This window comes from Actinomycetota bacterium (genome assembly GCA_014360655.1).
Lineage (GTDB): Bacteria > Actinomycetota > Geothermincolia > Geothermincolales > RBG-13-55-18 > JACIXC01.
The window spans coordinates 98,887-122,428 of record JACIXC010000002.1 but is presented as its reverse complement, the minus strand read 5'-3'; the positions used below and the strand labels follow the sequence as shown (position 1 = coordinate 122,428).

Sequence of the window (23,542 nt, the reverse complement as noted above, 5' to 3'; positions counted from 1 at the left end):
ATTCTTTCCACCACCCCGTGCGCCTCAGGCCTGGAAGAGCCACGCGAGGTTCTCGCCGTATCTCTCCCTCACCTCCAGCCGCAGCAGGCGGTTATGCGGCCTCTCCAGGTGGGGGTCCTCCTCCACCAGGGAGAAGGCATCGCTGCGCGCCGCGCGCAGCAGGCGGTAATCCTTGTTGAGCCGGGCCACCCGCAGGTCCGAGACCCCCGACTGGCGCGTGCCGAAAAGGGTGCCCTCGCCGCGGATATCCAGGTCGGCCTCCGCCAGCTCGAAGCCGTCGCTTATCTCGGCGATGGCCTTCCTGCGACGCAACGATTCCTCGCCGTCGCCCGTGAAGACGAAAATGCAGTGGGAGCGGTGTTCGCCCCTGCCCACGCGCCCCCGCAACTGGTGCAGCTGGGAGAGGCCGAAACGGTCCGCGTTCTCCACCATCATGACCGTGGCGTTGGGGACATCTATGCCCACCTCGATGACGGTGGTCGACACCAGGAGCTGGACGTCCCCTCTCCTGAAGGACTCCATGACGGCGTCCTTCTCCGCCTTGGCCATCTGGCCGTGCAGCAGCCCCACGCCGTACTGCGGGAAGCGTGAGCCCAACTCGCGGGCCTCCTTCTCCGCCGCCTTGGCCTCCACGGCCGGAGACGGGTCCACGAGCGGGCATACAACGTAAGCCTGCCTCCCCTTCGCCAGCTCCTCGTGCATCAGCCGGTATGCCCGCTCCCTCTCGCCTACGCCGATGACCATGGTGGTCGTTTCCGCCCTGCCCTCCGGCAGCTCGCGCAGCACGGAGACCTCCAGGTCCCCGTAGAGCGTGAGGGAGAGGGTGCGCGGAATGGGAGTGGCGGTCATGATGAGGGTATCAGGGTGCGCGCCCTTCTCCTTGAGCAGTATCCTCTGGCGCAGTCCGAAGCGGTGCTGCTCGTCTATCACCGCCAGCCCCAGGTCACGGAAATCCACGTCGTCCTGGATGAGGGCATGGGTCCCCACGAGAATGTCCAGGCCGCCGGCGGCGGCCTCCCGCAGTATCTCCCGCCGGCGCGCTGCCGTGGTGCTCCCGGTGAGCAGCTCCACCCGCACCTCCATGCCTTCCTGAAGCAGCGCGCAGATGTTCCGGTAGTGCTGCTCCGCGAGTATCTCGGTCGGCGCCATGAAAACGCCCTGATGCCCCCCTTCCACCGCGAGGAGCAGGGCCATGAGGGCGACCACCGTCTTTCCCGATCCCACCTCGCCCTGCAGCAGGCGGTTCATGGGGGAGGGGGCCGTCATGTCGGCGGTTATCTCCCTGAAGGCGCGTTCCTGCGAGGCGGTAAGCCGGAAGGGGAGGTTGCGCGTGAAGCGCTCGAGCAACCCGCCGGGAGGCACGTGGGCTATACCTCGCGTCTCCGTGCGCATGTGACGGCGGTTGGCCGCCAGGGCCACCTGCATGACCAGCAACTCCTCGTAAGCCATGCGCTGCCGCGCCCGGTTGAGGCGGCCCCGCGTGGTGGGGAAGTGCATCTCGCGCAGGGCCTGCGCGCGCGGGGGGAAACCGTGCCGCCTGCGCAGCCCGTAGGGTATGTGGTCGGGCAGGTCCCCGTACTGTTCCAGCGCGCGCATGACAAGTCTCCGCAGCATGGCGGCGCTCAATCTCTGCGACGCGGGGTGGATGGGGATGATGCGCCCGGTATGAACCGTGGCCCGTCCCACCTCGTCCGTGTCCTCGAGGATGTCGTAGGAGGGATTGGTCATCTGCAGCTTCCCGAATCGGTACTGCACCTTTCCGGAAAAGACGACGCCGGTTCCCTCCGGCAGCCTGTCTGCGTGGTAGGGCTGGTTGAACCACACCCCGTAAAGGTATGCGGTGCCGTCGTAAACGGCCACGCTGAGCACGCTGCGATTGCGCGAGAGCCGCCTCGACTCCAGCGAGCGCACCGTCCCCACCACCGTCGCCTCCTCGCCGATGCGTACCTCGCAGATGCGCGAGATGCGGCGGCGATCGAGGTAGCGCCGGGGAAAATGCAGGAGCAGGTCCTCCACCGTGCGGATGCCCATGGCCTCGAGGTGGCGCGTGAGGCTGCTCCCTATCCCCCGCACCTCGCTCACCGGGCTGCGGAGGGAATGCCAGTGCGCCGCCAGTTCCTCAACCCGCCGATCAGCCGGAACCGTCATCGGGGTCACATCCTAAGGGGGGACACCGGTCATCTCATTCCAGGCCGAAAATGTAATGGTACACTGGCTGCCCGCCGTCGATGACCTCGACCTCCAGCCCGCGCTCCTCCAGCATCTCGACTATGGGACCGTGATCCATGCCCGCGGCCCCCTCTCCCACTATAACGCTGGCGACCTCGTCCCCGTCCCCCACCATCTTCCGCAGGAGGTCCTTCGCCGCACGCAGCAGCTCGTCCGCGGCGGAGACTATCTCCCCCCGGAAAAGCCCGATGTATGAGCCCTTCCTTATCTTCCCCAGGCCGCACTTGCTGTCCCTGACGGCGGTGGTCACCGCGCCCGTCTTCACCTTGCGCAGGGCCTGTACCATGCGTTCCCTGTTCTCGTCCCAGCCGCATCGGGGATCGTAGGCGACCATGGCCGCGAATCCCTCCGTGATGGAAACCGCCGGTATCACGGCGACCTCCTTCCCGGTGAGCTCCCTGGTCTGCTCCGCGGCGGGGATGATGTTCCTGTTGTTGGGGATGAGGAGCACGTGGTCCTGGGGGACGCTTTCGATGGCGTCGAGTATCTCCGCCGTGCTGGGATTCATGCTCTGGCCACCGTCGACGATGACGTCAACCCCCATGGAATAGAGGATCTCCTTTATTCCCTCTCCCACCGCCACCGCCACGATGGCGGTGGCCTTTCCCGGCGCCGCGGGGCCGCCACCCGCCTCATGCACCTGCTCCCTGAGGTCGCTGATCTCCACGTCGCTGAGCCTGCCTATCGCGGACGCCTCCTCGATGACCTTGCCCAGGTCGTCGGTGTGCACGTGAACGCGGTAGAGCTTGTCGCCCCCCACCACCAGCACGGAGCCCCCGAGCCCCTGCAGGACCTCGCGGAAGCGCTCCACCTTGGAGTCCTTGCAATGGAGCATGAACTGGGCCTCGTAGCGGTAGTCCTCCGCCTGTTCCAGGACGCGCGCCACGGACAAGGCCGCGTCCTCCTCCACGCGCCCGAGGTCCTCGCCGCTCAGGCGTGCGAGGATGCCCTCGAAGATGGCCACCAGCCCGCGCCCTCCCGCGTCGACCACGCCGGCCTCCTTGAGCACGGGCAGCATGTCGGGGGTACGCTCCAGCGCTTCGCGTGCCCTGCGGATCACGTGCGCGAACCATTCCTCGAGGGATGCGCTGTCTCCCCTGGCCCTCTCCCCTTCCTCAGCGGCCTCTCTCACCACGGTGAGTATGGTACCCTCGACGGGTTTCATGACCGCGCGGTACGCCACCTCGCTGCCGCGGGACAGGGCCTCCGCCATATCCGCCACGCCCACTTCTTCCAGCCCGCCCATGACCTCGGTCATGCCCTTGAGGATCTGCGAAAGGACCACGCCGGAATTGCCGCGCGCCCCCATCAGGGAACCCCTCGCGATGGCCTGGCAGACCGATGACATGTCATGGTGGTCGCTCGACCCGATGGCCTCCTTCACGGCCTGCATGGTGAGGAGCATGTTGGTGCCCGTGTCGCCGTCCGGGACCGGGAAGACGTTCATGGCGTTTATCTCGTCCTTGTGGACCCGCAGGGCCTCGAGGGCACCGTCAACGAGCCCGCACAGGTCGGCCGCCCGCAGAGCATCAACCAAGCGACGCACACCCCTCTATCAGCTTTCGCGCACTCCCTGCACGTGGACCTGCACGTCCTCGACCCGCAACCCACTGCAGCTCTCCACCGTGTATTTCACCTGCTCGATAAGGTTATGCGCCACTTCTACGATGTTCACCCCTACCTTGACGATGACATACAGGTCGAAGCTGACCGACTCGTCCCTGCGCTTCAGGCGCACCCCCCGGCGCAGGGACTCCCTGCCCAGCAGCTCCGCCACGCCCTCGTGCAGGCTCTGGCTGGCCATGCCCACGATGCCGTAACAGCGCGTGCAGGTCAGGCCGGCGAGGTCGGCCAGCACCCCGTCGCTTATGACGATCTTTCCCTTCACCTGCGAGGGATCTTCGTCCCGCAACGCCCACCTCCACCTTTTCCCTCGTAAACAGGTTGATTATAGCAGCCGCCGCCGACCTTCAACCACACGGGAGGACGGCCGTCCGGGCGCCCGAGGTTGAACTCTTCCCCCCGCCTCATCCCGACGGGCGCGGGGGATCTAGCCGTGTTTCACGGCGGCGGTCGCAACGGGAAAGCCCGCCTTCGCGGCGTGGACGTCACGCCCGGCATCGGCAGGAAACTCGGGAGGTCCGGGCGGCTGCACCGCGCGCATGCCGCCCCCGTTCAGGAAAGGAAGGGAGCGAGGGCCGCGCGCAGACGTCCTTCCGCCGCCTCGGGACGGAAGTCCTCGAATCTTCTCCTCTCCCCGGAGACTATCCTCTCCCTGAAAGCGGCGTTGAGGCGCAGTTCCTCCACCGCCTCCGCGATATAGGGAAACGCCTTCCTGGTGAAGAGTATGCCGCTTCCTCCCAGCGTCTCCGGGACCGCCGCCGCCGCGTAGGCGACGATGGGCAGACCCTCCTTCATGCTTTCCGCAAGGGGAACGCAGAAACCCTCGTGCTCGCTCATGGTCATGAAGACGTCCGCCGAGCGATAGAAGGAGGCCAGCTCCCGGTCGCTGACGCCCGTGGGCCCTCCGGGAAGCATGACGGAGCCCGCGAGGCGGTATTCCTCTACGATGCGCCACAGCTCGCGCGTATACCCGTCCAGCCAGGAGGCGCCTATGAGCATGAGCCGCGAACCGGGGTTTACCATATGATGGTAATAAACGAAAAAGCGCAGCAGTTCGTCCACTCGCTTGTTGGGAACCAGCCTCCCCACGAAGAGGATGTTCCACCTGCCGTCCCGCAGCCGCGCCCTCATGCCGGGTTCCTCCTCGTCCAGGTAGGAAAAATCCACGTAGATGGGCATGACGCCCGTCCTCTCGGGCGGGAACCCGGCCGCCACGAGGTCACGCCGGTTGAAGTCCGAATCCCCCCAGGCGAAGTCGCATTCCCTGAGGCGGGGCAGCAGGCGCAGCCCCTTCTCGCAGAAGGAAGCGACCCGCGGGCTGTAGGGCGCGAAAAAATGCGGCGGGGTGATGTTGTGGTAGATGAGGATCCTGCGGTTCCTGCTGGCGAGGAAGAGGCGGTAATTATCGCAGTAAACGGAGTAGTGGTAGAGGAGCAGGTCCCCCTTCGCCCCGCGGTATCTCCTGCGGTAGACCTCTTCCCCCTCGTTATACCGGGCCATGCGGGGGTCCGTCTCGTGGGCATATACGTGGCTCTCCAGTCCCCAGGAGAGGAAGGTGCGGTGCATGTTGAGCGCGTTGTTGGTTATGGCGTCTCCCTTTTGCAGCCGCGCGCAGATCTGGTGGACCCTCATGCGCCCCTCACCCTCACGAGGATGGAATGAACGCCGGGGACGACCTCCGTCGTGAACCCGTGTTTGTCCGCCAGCCAGCACACGAACGCGGAAGACCACCGTCCGCCCATGGCCGCGCGGGGCATCCCGCGTTCCTCTTCCCCACGGGCCGCCGCGAACCACATCTCGCCCCCGTACCCGTGCAAGGACGCCATGCGCATCACCAGCTCCAGCAGCGCGGCGTCAAACCTTTCCGGATGCGGCAGGGCCAGCGCCGCCAACCGCCAGGTGCGCTCGTCGCGCAGCAACCCGCGGTAATCCATGCATACGACGGGAAGGAAGTTCGCCTGGTAGTACGTGGCCTCGAAGCGGTCGTCGCTCGCGCCCCCCGCGAGCCTTTCCTCCTCCAGCATGCGCTCGTAGGCCTCGACGCCAGGCAGGCCCAGGAAGAAGAAAGCCCCTTCGCCCCGCGCGAGCAGCACCTCCGCCAGCTCTTTTTCCCTCTCCCCGCTGTGCACGGCCACGGCGGCAGGAACACCGCATGCCAGGTCCTCCCTGCAACGCTTCAGGTGCAGCAGCTCGAGGTGTATCGCGCAGACGGCCTGCGCTATCCTCTCGTTGCAGGCTACCTGCTTCGCCACGCGGCCCTGCGCGGCCTCGTCGATGAGGCGGAAATTGCGCTTGCGGCCCAGGGGCATCCTCGCCAGCACCTTTTCCGCCGTGCCCTTTTCGGAAACGCCTCGCAGGTATTCGTCCATGCCGGGACGTATGCGCGCGCCGAACTGCCGGAGTGCTGCCTCTATCCCCGGCGCGAGTGCACCGTCCCAGCGGATGGCGGCGTAACCGCCTTCCCCTCCGCCGCCCGGCGCGGCCGCTTCGAAAAGGGCCGCCTTCTCCCGCAACTTCCTCCTCTCCCCCTTGACGAGGAGGTGGGATATGTTGCTCTCCCTGCCGTTAATCCTGATCAAGACCGAGCCTCCTCAATGCTTTCAGCAGCCTGTCCCTCATCTCCGCCTCGCACAACAAGCGGTACCTGTCCCGCTGCCCCTGCAGCACCCGCTCCCTTAAGAGCGGGTCCCGGCAGAGGCTTTCCAGCAGTTCCCCCACGAGCACGGGGTCCTCATCCTCGTAAAGGACGCCGCAGTCGCCGAGCAGCTCCTCCAGGTACCCGTCCGCCCGCGCCACCACCGGAAGCGACGCGTGCATGGCCGACACGACATCGGGAAAAACCTCCTCCCCGCCGCCGGGAGCGAGGAAGATATGCGACTTCTCCAGGCAGGAAACCTTCTCCGCCGACCTGGAAGAGGGCAGGAGCAGCACGCTGTCCTGCAACCCTCGCCGTTGCACCTCGCGCCCCGTGAACTCCAGGTCCGCCGGGGTGATCCCGCCCCAGATGATGAGCCTCGACGACGCGTTCACCAGGCGGTGGTAGGCATGGAAGACGTCGAGCAGGTCCTCCATGACCGCGCGCGTAACCCTCCTGCAGCAGAACAATATATTGGTCCTCCCGTCGTCCAGCATCCGCGCGAGGCGGGCGTCGCCGCCCGCTCTCGGGACGCCTTCCCACGCGGACACCACGGGGATCACCTCCGTTTCGTGGATCCCCAGGCCGCTGCCCGCCAGTGCCGCCTTCGCCGCACCCGAATGGACCACCACGAGGAGTTCTCCTTTCGCCCCCCCGAGGACATCATCCGGCTGCGGGCCCCCCCCGCCATCATCGAGTGCCCCTTCTCCCTCCTCCCGGTGCGCAACGGGGCCCAGGAAAACGAGCGCGGGGAACCTCCTCGCCAGGTGGCGGGCGGCCTCCCGCGGCAGGCAGTCCCGGTGCATCACGAGCACGTCTCCCCGCGACGGCGACCTGGGCACGCGGCGCAGGGGGCACGCTCCGGGCGGCGCATGCCCGCTGGCAGGATCCGCCACGCAGACCACGTTCGCGATCCCCGCCCCTTCCAGCCAGGCCCTGACCGACAGCACCCTGTCGGCGTACGCCTCTCCCTCGCGCCATTCCCGCACGAGCTGGTAGACGCGCATGGCGCCGCTCTGCGACGGGCCCTCCGCCTTCGCCCGCTTCCGCGCGGTCACGCTATCCACCGCCATCCCCGGCCTCCGGACAGGGGAAACCGCTTCCCCGCAGGGCCTCGCCGAACCTGCGCACGATACGGTCCCAGGAATAGTTGCGCAACACGTAAGCCCTCCCCAGCTCTCCCATCTTCGCCCGCAATCCCGGGCTGTCCAGCAGGAGGTCAAGCGCCGCGTGGAACTGGTGGTAGTCGCGGAACCACAGCCCCCCCTGCGAGTTCTCGACGTGGCTCCTCGTCACCGGGCAGTCGCCGTGCACCAGCGTAGGCGTCCCCGCCAGCCAGGCCTCGAGCTGCACGATGGAAAAACTCTCATTGAGCGACGGCTGGCACAGGACGGCGGCGGCCGCGTAGGCGTCCCTCTTGTCCTCTTCTTTCAGGAAGGCGAGGTCCACCACCTTCCCCTCGAACCCCCGGGGCACTTCCACCGGCCCCGAGCCCACCAGCACCAGCCTCAGGTCCCGGCCCGTGTGCACCAGGTAATTGCAGAAATAGCGGATGAGCAGCGGCGTGTTCTTGCCGCTCTCCCGCCGCCCGGCATACAGGACGAAATCTCCCTGCAGGCCGAACCTCCTCCGGAACCTGGCCTCGTCTGCCACATAGTCGTCAAGGCCCAGTCCCACGACGTGGCCGTCGGCTTTCTCGCCGTAGAGCCTCTTCGCCAGCTCCCTTTCCTGGGGCGTGTTGTAGAGCACGCCCTTCGCCTCGCACACCATGCGGCGGAAGATACCCAGGCGCGCAAAGGGCTCGTCGTGCAGGCACGGTATGAGGAGGGCCCTGTCCCTGACCCTCTCCCACCCCAGGTAGGTGGTGCCGAAAAGGTAGGGGATGAAGAGGAAGGCGCGGTACCGTTCCGCGTTGCGCGAGATATACTCGCACATCTCCTCGCTGTAAACCACCGCCTTCAACCAGCGGAGTTCGTTCCTGCGGGAAAGCCTCCTGCCCTCCTCGATGGCGGAAGCGAGGCGGCGGAAACGCTGCGGGCGCAAGGCCTGCCTGCTGGTGGGAAAACGCCTCACGCGCACCCCGCCGACCAGCTCCTCACCCGCGGGGTAATGGTTTTCCCACGAAAAGCTGTTCAGCGCGCAGGTGGTCAGCACCTCCACCGGCCAGCCCCGCCCGTGCAGTTCCTCGGCCAGGCTGCGCACGAAGGACTCCGCTCCCCCCACCACTTCCTCGCCGTAACGGACCACCACGAAGGCGATCGGTCTTTCCGCCACCCCTACCTCCATGCCTTCACCAGGTAAAAAGCGGGGCCGAGGAGCTCGCCGGCGATGCCGCCCGCACCAGGCCTCGCCTGCTCCCACTGCGCGAGAAGTCCTGCCAGCTCCTCGCGGGCCGCTGTCTCTTCCGGGCCCGCGAGATATTCTATTTCCACCTTCTGGAAGTGAGCCGCCGACAGGATGAAGTGCATGGTCTCGGGGTGCACCAGGCGCAGGACGGTGGGGTCGCGGTAGGCTGCTTCGCAGGCGAAAAGGGAGCGGGGGCAATGGTTGAGCACGACGAGCGGCGCGCCCTTGGCCATCTTGTGGCCCAGCAGCTCCACCACGCGGTACAGCTCCGCTCGGCCGCTCCTTTCTCCGAACTCGTATACGAAGACGGCCTTCAGGCTTTCCGTCGCCGCCTTTTCCAGGTACTGTCTGGGCTCCATGTGCTCCACGCGAAGGCCGGACTCGCGCGCGAAACCCACCAGGCCGGCGTCCGCCTCCACGCCAAGGGCCTCCCTTCCCCTTTCAGAGCAGGCGAGAAGGAATTCTCCCCTGCCGGCGTAGAGGTTGACGATCTCCGCCCCGGGCGGGAAAAGCTCTACCGTTCCCGCCACGCGCTCCTTCACCTTCTCGCGGTCCTCGCCCCAGCGCAGGTAATAGGAAAGCCTGTCGAAGACGGCCCCGTCGCAGAGAGCCCTCTCCTCCACCAGCAGCTCCCTCACCTTTTCCAGGGCCTCCAGCACCTCACCGTTAAAAGCGCTCTGCGGCGAAAAGACCAGGTCGAGGTAGAGGCGCATGAACTTCCTTATCACGCGCTTGACCAGGACCACCAGCGGGCCGATCACCGGCTTCGAGGATGCGATGGGATGGTCGGCGGAAACCGGCGCATAGTGCCGCGCGTACTCTATGGCGAGGGACAGCTCGTGCAGGGGGTCCTCGAAGCGGGGGACACTCACCCGCTTACCCCATTCCTCCAGCTCCTCCAGGGTCATCTCGGGCGGGAGGTCCTTTTCCCGCGCCCGCAATCGCTCCTCGATGCGGGCCATGATCTCCCGGGCGTCGATCTCCGGGTCCTCTATCCTGATTATCTCCTGCGCGCCTTCCATGTTCCCGCACCTCCCGCGCGTTCACGCCGCCATGTGCCTGCCGGGCGACGGCCGCCGCCCTCCCGCCCGGCATCCTCGTACGGCATGCCCCGGCTCAACCACCGCCCTTGTGCAGCCTCACGATCTCGCAATCCATGCCCAGGTAACCCTCATCCTCCCCGTGGGACTTCACGTCGAACTGGTATTTCTTATCCAGGAAATGGTAGTTGACCAGCCCGTCCGAAGACATGGCGTTAACGGTTAGGAAATACCTCCCGTCAAGGAGCATCAGGCTCGGTATGTTGAAGGCGAGGCAACCCTCCCCTTCCACGGTGCCCAGGCCGAACCCCCTGCGTTGCGTGCCCGTCCCGTACACCAGTAGTCCCTGGGAGTTGTGTATGGCTATGGAGAAGACCGGGTCCTCCACGGGGGCGTGCGCCCGGAAGGTGACCCTGATGCTCATGGGTTTCCCCGTCTCGAACTCCACGCAGGGCCTCCCCTCGCCGTCGAGCAGCAGCACCTCGGTCATCTCGAGCTCCCTGGTCCCCGCCTCCTCGCCCACGGGCCGCAGCGACATGGCCTTGTGGTACTCGCCCGCCACCTCCCAGGGATCCCCCAGCATCCTTATCCTTCCCGATTCCAGCCACAGTATGCGGTCCGAGAGCTGGGCGGCGGTATCGGTGGTGTGCGTCACCAGGATTATGGTGGTTCCCTCCTCCTGCAGCCTCCTTATCCTCTCCAGGCACTTGGCCTGGAAGGCCTCGTCGCCGACCGCCAGCACCTCGTCTATGAGCAGGATGTCCGGGTCGACGTTGATGGCCACGGAGAAACCCAGCCGCACGTACATGCCGCTCGAATAGTTCTTCACCTGGTTGTCGAGGAAGGCCTCCAGCTCGGAAAACTCCACGATCTCGTCGAATATGGCGTCCACCTCTTTCTTCTTGAAGCCCAGGATGGAGGCGTTCAGGTAGATGTTCTCCCTGCCGGTGAGATCGGGATGGAAGCCGGCGCCCAGGTCCAGCAGGGCGGCCACCTTGCCGTGCATGTTGATCTCCCCCTTGTCCGGCTTGAGGATGCGGGTCATCATGCGCAGGAGCGTCGACTTCCCCGAGCCGTTGGGACCGATGATGGCCAGCGTTTCGCCGTGTCGCACGTCGAAGGTGACGTCGTTCAGGGCCCAGAACAGCTCGTAGCCCCTTTTCCTCCAGTTGATGATCTTCTCTTTCAGGTTGTAGTTGAGGTCGTGGTAGAGGCGGAAGGACTTGCTCACGCCCTTCACCTCCACCGCGATCCCGTCTTTTCCGCCCCGGTACTCGCCTGCCATGTCCCCTTCCTAGATGAATTCCGCAAAGCGGTGTTCCTGGGAAGTGAAATAGCGGTAGCCCAGGTATATGAGCACCAGGGATCCCACCACCACTCCCAGGATCCATTTCCAGCTGATATAGACTGCGCTCGGCGCGTTGACCCGCGAATTGTACACCACGTACTGGTAGAGCATGGTGACGTGCGCCATGGGGTTGAGGAGGTATATCTTCTGGGCCCAACCGGGAAACCTCCCCAGTATGAAGGTGATGGGATAGACGATGGGGTTCATCCAGAACCATGCCAGGAGCAGCAATTCCGTGAAGTACTGCACGTCGCGGAAATACACGTTCAGGGCGCTGAGGAAGAGGGAAAGCCCCGCGATGAGGAGGATCTGCATCATCATGACCAGGGGGAAGGCGAGTATCCAGGGCGTGAGGGGGACGCGGAATATGACCAGGAAGACCACGAACACCAGCTCCTGCAGGAGGAAGTGGAAGGCCTGCGCTCCCACCTGCGAGAGCGGCAGGACCTCGCGCGGAAAATATATCTTCTTCACCAGCAGGTAATTCGACACCACGGAGCCCACCGACAGCGCCATGGAATTGGAGAAGAAGTTCCAGGGCAGGATGCCGGCGAGCAGGTAGAAAGCGAAGTACTCGATGCCCTCCGACCTCATCCGGAAGATCACCCCGAAGGCCACGTAATAGACGGCGAGCATGATCAGGGGATAGATCATGGACCACACGAAGCCCAGCACGGAGTTCTTGTACCTTACCTTGACTTCCTTGCGCGTCAGGTTCCACAGCAGCTCCCTGCTGCGCACGAGCTCCATTGCCCTGGCGCGCATGCCCTCGGCGTTCCCGCGCTTTCCCGCCTTCATCTCACGCCTTTCCCCGTCTCCTCCGCGCTCGCACCATGCCCCGGCCCGCCGCCCCTCGGCTTCAAGGCCTCCGCGCGCCACGTCACCGCCGCAACCTCGCTTTCCCGCGTCCTTCCGCTCCCTTCCTGGAATAATTCATCACTACATTATACAAGTCCTGCGCTCTCCCACCCGTACGGGACGGCCGTCGCACCCGTCGGGTCCGCGCGCATCCGGAGATTCGCATCGGGAGATTATAACACGCGCCTCGCGGGGTGACGGCATGCCCGCGCCTACCGCGCCCGTCCCACGTGCGCAGGCAAGGCGGGCTTACCGGCTACAGGATTGACGCGAGCCAGTCCGCGAAGCCGTCAAGGTGTTTCTGCCTGGCCGCCCGGAAAGCCTCCTCCCTCCCTCCCCTTGCTTCGCCACCGCCTTGCGCGCGCGGGCGCGCGGCATGCTCCGCCGTCACCCTTGAGAGGGATCGGACGCATGATGGCGCGTCCTCGCAGGATATACCCATCCCCAGGAGCCCCGTGATGCTCGCGGCCAGGGGACAGTCACGCGGGGCCAACGTCTCCTTGCCCCATGCCAGGGCGAGGCACAGCTTCCAGCCCCAGTCCTCGCACCATGCCGCCTGGCAGTAGATCTCCGCAACCCGCAGGAGGAGGCGCTGAAGCGGCGGTGGCGCGGATGAAAAATCCCTCGCCGCGGGGCCGGCTATGCCTTCGTCGCCGATCCCTATGCCTTCGTCGCCGATCCACTCCACCCTCTCGCGACCCGATGCTCCCGCGTTCCCTTCCTCCCTCCCGAGCAGAACGGGCTCCCATGCGGCGGAAGCGGCGTGCCCGTGCCGCAGCACGTCCATGACCTCCTCCCTTGCCCGCCGGGAGCCCTCCACGCCTACCGCCACCGGGAAGGGCAGGCCGTCCTCCCCTGCCAGGCGCGCCCTCCACTCCTCGACCTCCCCGCCGTCGCACACGTCATCCAGCGGCGACGGGAAAAGGGCCGGTGGCGGGAGATGGAAGAAGGGCTTGCCCGCCTCTCGCAGCCACTCTTCCCAGAGGGGCTGGGGATCCGCGACCCCGCGCGCATACCCCACCTGCCATGCGAGGAACGGCAGGGACTCCAGCACATGCCCGCGGGAAAGCAGGGGCACCAGCACCAGCGGCTTTCCCGCCGCCCTCGCGGCCCTGGCGGCCGTGCAGGCGGTATAATGGTGCGACCTTGCGCATATGACCAGGTCATACCCGCCGGCCCGTTCTTCCAGTGCCCGTCGCAACCCCCTCGTGCGCGGTCCCACGATATCCCTCCAGAGCCTCTCCACGTCGCCCGGCAGGGACGCCGGCGCCGGCGCAAACTCGCTTGGTATTTTCTCCCAGTAGCCCGCGGGAGGGCGCGAGAGGTCGGGCTCGATGGAGACCTCGTGCCATCCCGTCGCATCCTTCACGCGCAACCCGCGCAACCCCAGCCCGAGCTCCCTCCTGTCAGCCGCCGGCCGGAAGGTCTTCTCCGGCCGCAGGAAGACGGACAGGCTCTCCCGCAGCGGGACCGCGCAGGCGACGTCCTTCTCCTCGCCCTCGCCGAAGGCCACCCGCTCCGCCGCGCCCGCCACCATGACCTCCACCGCCTGCTCAAGCGGGGAAAGGACCCTCATCTCCACCCTCTCCACCCCGTTGCCCCACAGCAACAGCGTTCCCGGGCCGCGCGACCAGCGGCCCGGGCCGTCCGCCCATATCTCGTAGTCGTGCCACCCGGCGGCCACTATGCCGTGGGCTGCGGGCAGGGCCCGACTGCAGTAGGCCCCCAGGGCATCGGCCGTCTCCACGCGCTCCCACCACGCGCTGCGGGGGCGTCGCGCGCAGGCGCCCGGCGCCCTTCCCCGCCCCGCCGGCGGGAAGCGGTTGACGGCGCGCGGCCCTTCACTCCCGCCACCCTCGGGGTAGCAGCGGTTCCAGGCGAGCGCTCCCGAGTAAGTGGGCACGGGCGCCGATGAGGTGGTGGTGAATATCACCGTCTCGCAGTCGCGCTCCCGCAGTCCCTCCACCAGGCTCCTCAGGAGCACCGTCTCGAGATCCCAGGAGCCCTCCTCCCAGTAGGAGGTCACCAGTGCTATGCGCAAAGCCGCTCTCCTCGCCATGCGCCGTGTCCTTCCCTTGTCGGCCTCACCGCAACCTTCGCCTAACGCCTCAACTCGAGCCTCGCGATGGCGAAGCCCCTCGCGGGTCCGCCCGGCGGGGACTCCGCCGCCGCATCCATCCTCGCCTCCAGTGTTATTTCCAGCAATCCCCCGACGGGTTCCGGGAACGCCAACTCACACGTGGCGGGATACGACCGGAAGGCGAGTTCCCCCAGGTGGCTCCCGTTCACGGACACGGCCAGTCGGGCATCGCTTCTCTCCGGTCCGTAACAGGCCTTTATCCGCAACCTGCCCGCCTTCTTCCTCGGACGCAGGAAGGCGACGGCCCTCTCCCCGCTCCAGCGGAAGCGGGTCCCGTCGGGAGCCGTTTCCCGGCGATGCCAACCCTCGCCCAGGTTCGCCTCGTCGCCGGGCCCCATGACCAGCCCGTCACGGTATCCCGTCACCTCGCCCGCAAGGCGCGGGCGGTAGTCCTGCAGCAGCGGGGAGGGGCGCAGCGAGGGGACCTCAAGGCGGGTGACCATGATCTCGTGCAACAGCTCGCGGTCCTCCTTCCTGCGCATCCCCGCCCATTTCCGCCTCTCCCGCAGCAGGCTGCGTGCGTGCACGAGATTCCAGGCAGGCGCGAGGAGCATGCGCCAGGCGAGACCCAGCCTCTCCGCCGCTCCCCTCTCCGTGTCTCGCCAGTATTCTCCCAGGCGCAAGAAATAGAGCCGCCACCAGTAGGGCCAGCAGGAGCGGAGGGTGCTCGACTGGAAATACTTGGCCATGAGGCGTATGCGGTTCCTCTCCGCGAGGTATACCTTGCGCGAGGAAAAGGAACCCATGCTGAGCGAGAAGTGGTGGTACGCCCTGGCCCGGGGCACGTACACGGCGCGGTAACCGAGGAGGTGGGCGCGCCAGCCCAACTCCACGTCCTCGTAATAGGCGCGCAGCTTTTCGTCGAAGGGCCCCGCCTCTTCGAGGAACTCCCTTTTCGCCAGCATGGCCGCCCCGCAGGGGAAGAAGATATAGGGCGACGAAACGCGCCCGCCCTCGCGCTCGTAGATATCCCGGTCCCAGGCGTAACCCGCCAGGTTCATCATGCCCCCGGTGCTGTTGATCACCCTCCTGTCGGAGTAGAAGAGCAGGTGCGACCCGAAAAGCACGGCGTCGCTCCAAGTATCCACGGCGGCCAGCATGCTCTCCAGCCATCCCTCCCCCAGCACCACGTCGTTGTTGAGGAAGGCGACCCACGCGCCGGAGGAAGCCCGCGCGCCGCGGTTGAGGGAATGGGGCAGACCGCGGTTCCCGTCGTTCACCAGCAGGGTCACCTGGGGATACCTCGCCCGCACCATTTCCACGGACCCGTCCGTGGACGCGTCGTCGACCACGATGATCTCGTGCTCCCCTCCTCCCTGGTTCAGGATCGAGTCCAGGCACTCGGGGAGGACCCCGAGACCGTTGTAGTTGCCGATGACGAAGCTGACCTTCGCTCCTGACATGTCCTTTACGGGTGGTCCTTTACGGATGCGCCTTCCAAGGTTTCCATCCGCCCCTGGCGCGGATGCTGCGGAGGCGGCTGTCCTCAAGGCGTTCGGCCATGCGCTTCCTCCCCTCCGCCGCAACCGCCTCCCGGTCCGCCACGAGAAAAGGATACGTTATACGGGGCGCGCGGGCAAAGCGGGCCGAGCCATGACGCGCAGAACGCCCGGCGAACACCGTTCCGCCGAAAACGACGTTCCCGTCCCGAAGGTCGATACCGGCTCACGGCGGCGAGGGGGGACCTGCTGCCTCTCGGCCCGCGCCCCAGAAAATGGAGGCCTTACTCCTCCGGTGAAGCCCCTACTCCCCCGGCGGAGGGTGCAGGCTGACGAGAAAGGCGTAGTTCACGTCGTCGACGCCCAGGACCGGCTGCATCACCGTCACCTTTTCTATCTTCATGTAGGCGGCGAGCTCCGGCGGCATCTCCGACAACACGAGCCCCTCCTCCAGGTCCGGCGCCGTCGCGTGGAGCACGAAGTAGTCCACTCCCTTCTCCTTAACGTCCGGCCAGGGGTCCTCCGGGTCCACGTCCCCGGGATCGAAATTGCTCCAGTCGCCTATATAGAGGACATCCCTCCCCAGGTAGTAGGAGGCCATCTGCCCCGCGTGCGCGGCCAGCACGGTGTCTTCCGGGAGGTTGTCGCGCACCCAGAACATGAGCTCCCGCAGGGCGATACCCCCGCAGTCGTCCTCCAGGCGCAGGATGTTGCGCCAGAAGTGGTCCCTTATTATGGGGACGGACGAGACGCAGGCCATGCACAGGAGAGAGATCATGAAAACCGTGGCGCCGGCGACCAGCGCCCTCCGCGTGAAGGAGGAGACGATGATACCGTAAAGGGCGGAGAAGGCGACCCCTGCGAGCACGCACATGAGCGCGGCCGCCCCCACGACGTACCGCGAGGAGAAATAGAAGAAGAGGCAGTGCAGCGGCCCGAAGAGCAGCCACCAGAGAAAGACGGCGGGGAAATAGCGCCGCAGCTCCCTTCTCCATGCGGTCAGCGCCATGCCGCCGTAACCGAGCAGCAGCAGCCAGTAGTTGTAGGTGTGGGTGGTCCCGTAGAGGGCCACCGACTCCGTGAAAAATATATATTTCTTGAAGCGGCTCCACAGGATGGGCACCGCGATGGTCTCCTTGTGCGCGGATACCTCCGTCAGGTAATCCAGGGGAAAGGGGTTGCCGCGCACCGCGATGTTCCTCAGCAACCAGGGCGAATAGGCGAGCGTGAAGAAGAGCGTCATGAGGAGCAGGGTCTTCCAGGCCATCCTGCGGCGAGCCACCTCGTAAAGGACCAGGAGGAAGAAGATGGCCATGGCGAGCAATCCCTCCCAGCGCGTCATGGCCGCGAGGCCGCTCACGAACGCCGCGCCGTACAGCGACCTGGCGTCTCCCCGGAAGCGCCGTTTCCAGAAGCGTAAAAACAGGTAAAGGGCCGTGCAGGCCAGGAAGACGAAGAGGCCCTCGCTCATGGGGATCGTGGACCAGGTCACGGAGATGGGTTCCACGGCCGCGAAAAGCGCCGCGAAGACGCCCGCCTTCCTGTCCAGCATGAGCCGGGCGATGCCGCAGGCGGGGAAAACCACCAGGGAGCTGAAGAAGATGCTCACGGCCTTGGCCGCCGATTCATAGCTGGGAAAGATAAGGGAGGCGAGCCCTATGGCCGCCGGATACAGCGGCAGGAACTTGCCGTGGGGCATGCCGCGGAGGGAATAGGAGAAGCCGTGCATCAGCCCCCGCGCCAGGTTCAGGTAATAGTAACTGTCGTACGTGTAGATGTGCGTCCACCGCGCGTAGCGGCAGCGCAGCAGCACGGCGAGCACGAAGACCAGGCACAGGAGGACGGGGTATCTCCTCCCGTAGAGCCCGGCAAGCGTCCTGCGCAGGAACGTCCTCTCTCCCAATGCCCGTTTCACCTCTTCCGCCGCATCAGGGCCTCTGCAGGATCCGCACTCCCGTACCTCCCGATATCGGCTCACCGTCGGCTGCGACCACGGAAAGGTTTAGCTCGCAGCTCCCGTACTCCCCAGGCAGGCGCAGGGAGAAGGGGACCGCCGTCACCTGGCCGGGAGAGAGGTCGCAGGGCAAGGGGCACCTCATCCTCTCCTCGTGCGTCCCCTTTTTCCAGCTCACCTCGAGGAGGGTCGCCCCCACGCCGTCGGCGTCCCTTGTTCCCGCCGGAAGAAGGACGCTCCCCGCGTTCTCCACCTCCACCAGCAAGGGCACGAGCCCTCCCCTGGCGCCCACGACCTCCAGCACCTCCGGCACATCGTGGATCTCGGCCCGCTCGTGCCTCTCCTCCCCTCCGCGGGCTGCCGCTTCCTCCACCCTGACGGAGGCTTCCAGGGTGGCCGCCCGCGGCCAGTCGATCAATTCCACCTGCAGGCGGTATACTCCCGGCGGCGGGACCTTGTTCAGGGTGAAGGGGACCAGGGAACGATCGCCCGGCGCGAGGTAGAAGGGCGGCCAGAACCTCACCTCCTCCTCCAGCGCCGTCTCTCCCCCGGCCGACCACCGCGCCCGCAACAGGTGTGGTCCTTCATCGAGATAGGCGTAGGGGGAACCGCTCGCGTTGCCCACCAGCAGCCCGCACCCCGCCTCCATGCCCGCCCCGATAACCCCGGGGGCCGCCAGGTCCACCTCGAGCTCATCGGGCCCCGGCGCAGCAGACGCGGTGCGCACGGCGAAGACCTCCTCACCGCCGAAATCCATCACCGGCTCCAGTCCGCGGGTGCCGTGCAGCCTCACCCTGAAATCCTCCCTCCACTCCTCCGGAACCCAGTCCCAGTGCCAGATGACCAGGTCGATGCGGAGGGCCCCCAGCATCTCCACCGTCCGCGGCGAGGGGAAACCCTGCATCTCCGCCACGATCCTGCGGTAACTGTAAGGCCAGTAGTTGTTGCCGTTGGCGATGGTGCGTCCGTGGAAGATGCTCCAGTACGTGCACAGGCTTTCGCGGTAGAGGTAGGTCCAGAGGTCGCTCGGGGCGATGGCGAGGGCGCCGTCGTAGTTGGGGGACGGCTCGATGTCCCCGAACGGCAGCTCGATCACGCGCACGTCGCCCTGCTCCTGCAACCACCGGTACACCTGCGGCATTTCCCCGCGAAGGGGGACCTCCTTGAAGGGGAGACCGTACACGGCAAGCTCCGCCAGGAGCAGGAGGATCAGCGCCGCCGCCAGCGCCCCGCGAGGCGAAAGCAAACCGCGCCTGTCCTGCCGGCAGTTGAGCAGCAGCCCCCGCATCCCGATCCCGCCCAGGACCGCCAGGCAGAGGGATAGGGGAGCGAAGAACCTGGCCGGCACGCGTATGAATCTCAGCAACCCGATATCGTAGAAGGCGACGTAGAAGTAGTTCCTTATCCCCGCCACCCGGGGGCCCAGCATGAACAGGAAGATGACCGCCGCCGCGAAGAGGTATGCCGCCTCCGCATCGCGGGACCCGCCGCGGAAAGCGGCCGCTTCCTCGCTGCCGTCTTCCCCCCGCGCCAGCAGCAGGTACAGGCCGGCGCAGGCAAGGAACAGTATGACGAGGCCCGTGAAGACCACCTTCTCCCCCCCGTCGACGGCCCTGACCAGGGGGTTGTTGTTGCCGTACAGCAGGCTGTTCTGGAAGGTGGTGCGGAAGTCCCGCGGGCCTATCCCGTAGAACTCGCTCTCCGCCAGCGTCCGCTCGAAGCCGGGAAGGCGCCGGTGGGTCTTCAAGTATGCAAGGGCGAAGGGGGAGAGGAAGAGGAGGCAGACCGCCATGGCCAGGACGAGGGCCAGGACTCTCCTCCAGGGGAAATCGCGGCGCGAACGCCACGCGTACGCCAGCAGCAGCAGCCCCACCACGACGGCCGCGAAAACGAAGTAATACCAGCTCTCCAGCGCCTGCGCCAGGAAGAAGAGGAAGAACAGGAAAAGATGCTTCTTCCTCCCCTCCTTCCAGAACTTGTGGAAATAGAGGACGGCATAAGGTAGGAACGCCGAAAAGAAGGCGTTCAGGTGCGTCACCTGCGCGAACTTGTAGTTGCAGAAGGCGAAGAAGGTGCCCGCCAGCAAGCCGGCACGGTAATCGTCCGTCAGGTACCTGACGAGCAGAAAGGCTCCCAGACCGGAGAAGATGAAAGAGAACAATATCAGCAGGTTGTGGCAGAGAACCGGGTTGCCGGTGGCGAAATAGACCGGCGCTATCAGGAGAGACAGGGTGAAGAAATGCTCTGAATAGGTGATGACGTCCCTGGCGGGATAGAGTATGTTGCCCTGGAAAAAGCTGGAAGGCGAGGTGAATATGCTCTTCGCGCCGTGCGCGATGATCCAGTTGTTCAGGAGCGGGTCCACGACGTCCCCGACGATCAAGCGGTGCATGCGCAGGACGAGCGGGAAGGTGAACGCGCAGGTGACGACGGTGAAGAAAAGCAGGGCCAGGGCCGTTTCCCGTGCAGACCTCTTCTCGCTCAACGCCCGGCTGACCTCCGAAAGACACATATCCCCGCTATCCCCGAAAACCATAGAAATCGATCCGACCGGAGCCGGGTTAACCGGGTCCCCGCACCGGGGCCGCGCGCCGCGAAGGCGTCCTGGGGAGAGAGCGTACGGGAAAGCGACCGCGGGTGTGCGCCCTCACTTTTCCTCGTGGTATTCCTGCTCCGTGTTGACGGACCAGATGTTCGACTTGTCCGTCCTCCCCTCCAGGATGTTGTCCACGGCCATCATGGCCGTGAGCATGGAGTGGTCCTGGTTGTTGTAGCGGTGCATGCCGTTGCGGCCGATGGGGAACAGGTTCTCCAGGCCGTCGAGGAATCGCGTCACCACGCCGATCTTCTCGTAGGAACCCAGGTAGGCCGGGTAGCACTTGGGCATGCGCACCACCACGTGGTCGAGAACGTCCTCCCCGTCGATGAAACCTATCTTCACCAGCTCGTCGACGGCGAACTTCGCCATCATGTCGTCCGGCATGGACCATATCCCGTCGCCTTCGTTGCAGAAGTACTCCAGCCCTATCCACACCTTCTCGGGGTCCGCCACCATGTAGGGGCTCCAGTTGTTGAATATCTGTATCCTTCCCAGCTTGACGTCCCTCTCCTGCACGTATATCCAGTTGTCGGGCACGATGTCGTTCACCGTCTTCACGTCCGACTCGTTCTTCACCTTGAGTTTACGCAGGAGAACGCCCACGGTGACGAAATCCCGGTAGGGAAGCCGCGACGCCACCTCCCTCACCTCCCCCGGCACGTCGGGGCCCATCGCCGCCACCAGGTCCCTCAGCGGCATGGTGGAGAAGACGTAGTCGGCGGGGAAACGCTTCTCCTCCCCGCTCTCCAGGTCCCTGGCCACCACCTCCACGATCCTGCCGCCGTCGCGGACCAGCCCGCATACCCTGTGCCGCATGAGCACCCTGCCCCCCATATCCTCCACCAGGTCGGCGACCTTCTCCCACAACTGCCCGGGCCCCAGCTTTGGGTAGAGGAAGCGCTCTATGAGGCTGGTCTCGGTGTCCTTCTGCGAGAGGCTCCCGTCCCTGCTCACCGCCTTGCGCAGGGCGTGCAGCAGGGCCTTGGACATGGAAAGGCCCTTCACCCTCTGGGCTCCCCACTCCGGCTTTATCTCCTGGCAGGGAACACCCCACACCTTCTCCGTGTAGTCCTTGAAGAAGGAGCGGTAGAGCTCGCGCCCGAAGCGGTTGATGAAGAAGTCCTCCAGCGATCTCTCTTCGCGGATGGGGAACGCCTGGGCGTAGAGGTAGCTGAAACCCACCTTGAGGGAGCGGGCCAGCCCCATGTTGGTAAAGGTCCGGCGGCTGAGGGTTATGGGGTAGTCGAAGAACTTGCGCAGGTAAAGGATGCGGGAGATCCTGCCCCGCACCAGCATCACCTCGTCGCTCTTCTCGGGATCGGGGAAACCCGCCGCGCGCGCCTTTTCCTGCAAGGCGAGCTCCGCGTACCACTGCTCCGGCGCATAGGGGACCTCCCTCCCCAGCACCAGGTCGTCCCTCGCCGGGGCGCCCTGCAGGGGGAAGATGTTCAGCCACCAGCTCATCACCCGGTCGGACTTGGAGAAAAAGCGGTGGCCCCCGATGTCCATGCGGTTCCCCTTGTACTTCACGGTCTTGGAGATGCCGCCTATGTCGGAGGTCATCTCCAGCACCACGGGGACGATGTCCGTGCGCGTCAGCAGCTCGTAGGCTGCCGTGAGCCCCGCGGGTCCCGCACCGATAACGACCGCTCTTTCTCCCATGTTCCTTCTCCCGCTTCCCGTTCCGCCGTTTGCGATCCCGCAAACCTTTATATCATCATAAACGCGCCCCCTCAATAATTCGCGGGAGCCCCCCCTCCGCCCCTTCCGCTCCCTCGGCCCCTTCCGTCCCCGCCCGGTGCCCAGGTGCCTGGGTTGCCTGTCACCATGGCTTCTGGTAACATACAGCGGGAAATTGACAGGAGGTCGAGATGTCCAGGATCTGCGAGGTTTGCGGCAAGAAACCCTCGTTCGGGTTCAATATCAGCCACTCCCACCGCAAGACCAAGCGGCGGTGGAACCCCAACATCCAGAAGATCCGGGTGCTGGTCGACGGCAAACCGGCCCACATGAACGTCTGCACCAAGTGCATGAAGGCGGGCAAGGTCACGCGCCACTGACCTCACGAGAAAGCCTTCTCCACGTCGTAGAGCATGGCGTCCAGTGCCTCCAATACCGTTTCCGCTTCCTCCCTTGCGATGATCAGCGGGGGCAGTATCTGGCTCACCGAGGTGTCGTTGTTGGCGTAGATGGTCAGGATCCCGTGCCTGAAGCCGGCCAGGGTCATGAGGGGGCCGCAGGCCTCGTTGGCCATCTTCAGGCCCATCATCAGTCCACGCTGCCTGGTCTCCTCGAGGATGTCGGGATGTGACCTCCTGAGGGCGGCGAAGCCCTCCTCGAACACGCGCGCCACGTCGCGCACGTGCGCGAGGAATCCCTCCTCCTCGAGGATGCGCAGGACCTCCAGGGCCACGTGGCAGCCGAGCTCCGCGCCGCCGAAGGTGGACACGTGTATGAACGGGTTTTCGTCGAAAAAGGGGTTGAGGCGGTCGCTGTAGACGGTGGCGGTGATGGGATAGAGCCCGCCCGAGAGGCCCTTGCCGGTCACCATGATGTCCGGGACCACCCCGTAGGTATCGATGCACCACGTCGCCCCGCAACGCCCAAGCCCAGTCTGAACCTCGTCGATGATCATAACCGCCCCGTAGCGGTCGCACAGCTCGCGCACGCCCGCGAAATAACCCTCGGGCGGGATCACGATGCCCAGGGTCGCGGGTATGGCCTCGAATATCACCCCCGCCACGTCCTCGCCCATGCATTCCTCGAGCGCGGAAAGGTCGCCGAAGGGCACCTTGTAAAAGGCGGGCGGCAGGGGAGCGAACGGCTCGCTGTACTTGTCATCCCCCGTGGCCAGCGCGAACCCCGTGTGCCCGTGGTAGCCGCCCACCGCGGAGATGATCCCCGGCCTGCGGGTGTGGCCGCGCGCCAGCTTGATGGCCGTGTCCACCGCCTCGCCCCCTCCCACGCCGAAGATGACGCGGTTGAGGTCGCCGGGCGAGAGGGAGGCGAGCTTTTCCGCCAGCAGGGCCCGGTGCTCGCTTATGAGGTGGTGATTGCCGATGTCCAGCTCCTCCAGCGCGTCCCGCAGCGCGGCCACTATACGCGGGTGACGGTGCCCGAGGTTGAAGACGCCGCCGTTGCAGTGGCAGTTGATCAGGCGCTCTCCGTCAAGGTCCCACACGTATATCCCCTCGCGGCGCGCGAAGATGAAATCTATTCCCACCTGGCGGAAGAACCTCGCTTTCCCGCTGGAGACGTGCCTGGCGAACCTCTCGATCACGGTCTCCTTACCGTCACGCCCGATGAACTTCATGGTCACACCCCCAAGCTG

17 protein-coding genes are annotated in these 23,542 nt (G+C 65.7%); 1 reads left to right on the top strand and 16 read right to left on the bottom strand.

Going from position 1 to position 23,542, the window contains the following annotated elements:
• Positions 1-24: 24 nt before the first annotated feature.
• The 15 genes from recG to H5T73_01960 all read right to left on the bottom strand — a co-directional run bounded on the left by recG (position 25) and on the right by H5T73_01960 (position 21,873).
• Complete coding sequence (recG, locus tag H5T73_02030) at positions 25-2,148, bottom strand: ATP-dependent DNA helicase RecG (GenBank protein ID MBC7246544.1); 2,124 nt, start codon at positions 2,146-2,148, stop codon at positions 25-27.
• Between the two features lie 34 nt (positions 2,149-2,182).
• Positions 2,183-3,766 (bottom strand): DAK2 domain-containing protein, encoded by a 1,584-nt coding sequence (locus H5T73_02025; protein ID MBC7246543.1) that lies wholly within the window; start codon positions 3,764-3,766, stop codon positions 2,183-2,185.
• An 18-nt stretch (positions 3,767-3,784) separates the two neighbouring features.
• Positions 3,785-4,117 carry an Asp23/Gls24 family envelope stress response protein gene (locus H5T73_02020; protein MBC7246542.1) on the bottom strand — a complete coding sequence of 111 codons (333 nt, stop codon included), beginning with the start codon at positions 4,115-4,117 and terminating at the stop codon, positions 3,785-3,787.
• Between the two features lie 287 nt (positions 4,118-4,404).
• A complete protein-coding gene (locus H5T73_02015) occupies positions 4,405-5,484 on the bottom strand; it encodes a glycosyltransferase family 4 protein (GenBank protein MBC7246541.1) in 1,080 nt (359 codons plus the stop codon).
• Entirely contained in the window at positions 5,481-6,431 is a 951-nt protein-coding gene (locus H5T73_02010) for a hypothetical protein (protein ID MBC7246540.1), read from the bottom strand. Before H5T73_02010 ends, H5T73_02015 begins: the two co-directional genes overlap by 4 nt.
• Positions 6,418-7,560 carry a glycosyltransferase gene (locus tag H5T73_02005; GenBank protein ID MBC7246539.1) on the bottom strand — a complete coding sequence of 381 codons (1,143 nt, stop codon included), beginning with the start codon at positions 7,558-7,560 and terminating at the stop codon, positions 6,418-6,420. The genes H5T73_02010 and H5T73_02005 overlap by 14 nt, the downstream gene beginning before the upstream one ends.
• Positions 7,547-8,761: a glycosyltransferase family 4 protein gene (locus tag H5T73_02000; protein MBC7246538.1), complete on the bottom strand. Its 1,215-nt coding sequence runs from the start codon at positions 8,759-8,761 to the stop codon at positions 7,547-7,549. The genes H5T73_02005 and H5T73_02000 overlap by 14 nt, the downstream gene beginning before the upstream one ends.
• 2 nt (positions 8,762-8,763) lie before the next feature.
• The gene (locus tag H5T73_01995; GenBank protein ID MBC7246537.1) at positions 8,764-9,855 is read right to left on the bottom strand and encodes a hypothetical protein; all 1,092 of its coding nucleotides are present in this window, start codon (positions 9,853-9,855) and stop codon (positions 8,764-8,766) included.
• A 94-nt stretch (positions 9,856-9,949) separates the two neighbouring features.
• Entirely contained in the window at positions 9,950-11,158 is a 1,209-nt protein-coding gene (locus H5T73_01990) for an ABC transporter ATP-binding protein (GenBank protein ID MBC7246536.1), read from the bottom strand.
• A gap of 9 nt (positions 11,159-11,167) precedes the next feature.
• Positions 11,168-12,019 (bottom strand): ABC transporter permease, encoded by an 852-nt coding sequence (locus tag H5T73_01985; GenBank protein ID MBC7246535.1) that lies wholly within the window; start codon positions 12,017-12,019, stop codon positions 11,168-11,170.
• A 316-nt stretch (positions 12,020-12,335) separates the two neighbouring features.
• On the bottom strand, positions 12,336-14,138 hold the full coding sequence (locus H5T73_01980; protein ID MBC7246534.1) for a hypothetical protein: 1,803 nt from the start codon (positions 14,136-14,138) through the stop codon (positions 12,336-12,338).
• A 41-nt stretch (positions 14,139-14,179) separates the two neighbouring features.
• Positions 14,180-15,622, bottom strand: a complete 1,443-nt coding sequence (locus tag H5T73_01975) for a glycosyltransferase family 2 protein (protein MBC7246533.1) — start codon at positions 15,620-15,622, stop codon at positions 14,180-14,182.
• Between the two features lie 340 nt (positions 15,623-15,962).
• Positions 15,963-17,561, bottom strand: a complete 1,599-nt coding sequence (locus H5T73_01970) for a glycosyltransferase family 39 protein (GenBank protein ID MBC7246532.1) — start codon at positions 17,559-17,561, stop codon at positions 15,963-15,965.
• Positions 17,562-17,586: 25 nt separating this feature from the next.
• Positions 17,587-20,124 carry a hypothetical protein gene (locus H5T73_01965; protein MBC7246531.1) on the bottom strand — a complete coding sequence of 846 codons (2,538 nt, stop codon included), beginning with the start codon at positions 20,122-20,124 and terminating at the stop codon, positions 17,587-17,589.
• A gap of 135 nt (positions 20,125-20,259) precedes the next feature.
• Positions 20,260-21,873, bottom strand: a complete 1,614-nt coding sequence (locus tag H5T73_01960) for an NAD(P)/FAD-dependent oxidoreductase (protein ID MBC7246530.1) — start codon at positions 21,871-21,873, stop codon at positions 20,260-20,262.
• Between the two features lie 209 nt (positions 21,874-22,082).
• Here H5T73_01960 and H5T73_01955 point away from each other — a divergent pair, with 209 nt between their 5' ends.
• Entirely contained in the window at positions 22,083-22,271 is a 189-nt protein-coding gene (locus H5T73_01955; GenBank protein ID MBC7246529.1) for a 50S ribosomal protein L28, read from the top strand.
• Positions 22,272-22,273: 2 nt separating this feature from the next.
• On the opposite strand, the gene H5T73_01950 is transcribed toward H5T73_01955, so the two are convergent.
• The gene (locus tag H5T73_01950) at positions 22,274-23,524 is read right to left on the bottom strand and encodes an aspartate aminotransferase family protein (GenBank protein MBC7246528.1); all 1,251 of its coding nucleotides are present in this window, start codon (positions 23,522-23,524) and stop codon (positions 22,274-22,276) included.
• Positions 23,525-23,542 lie beyond the last annotated feature (18 nt).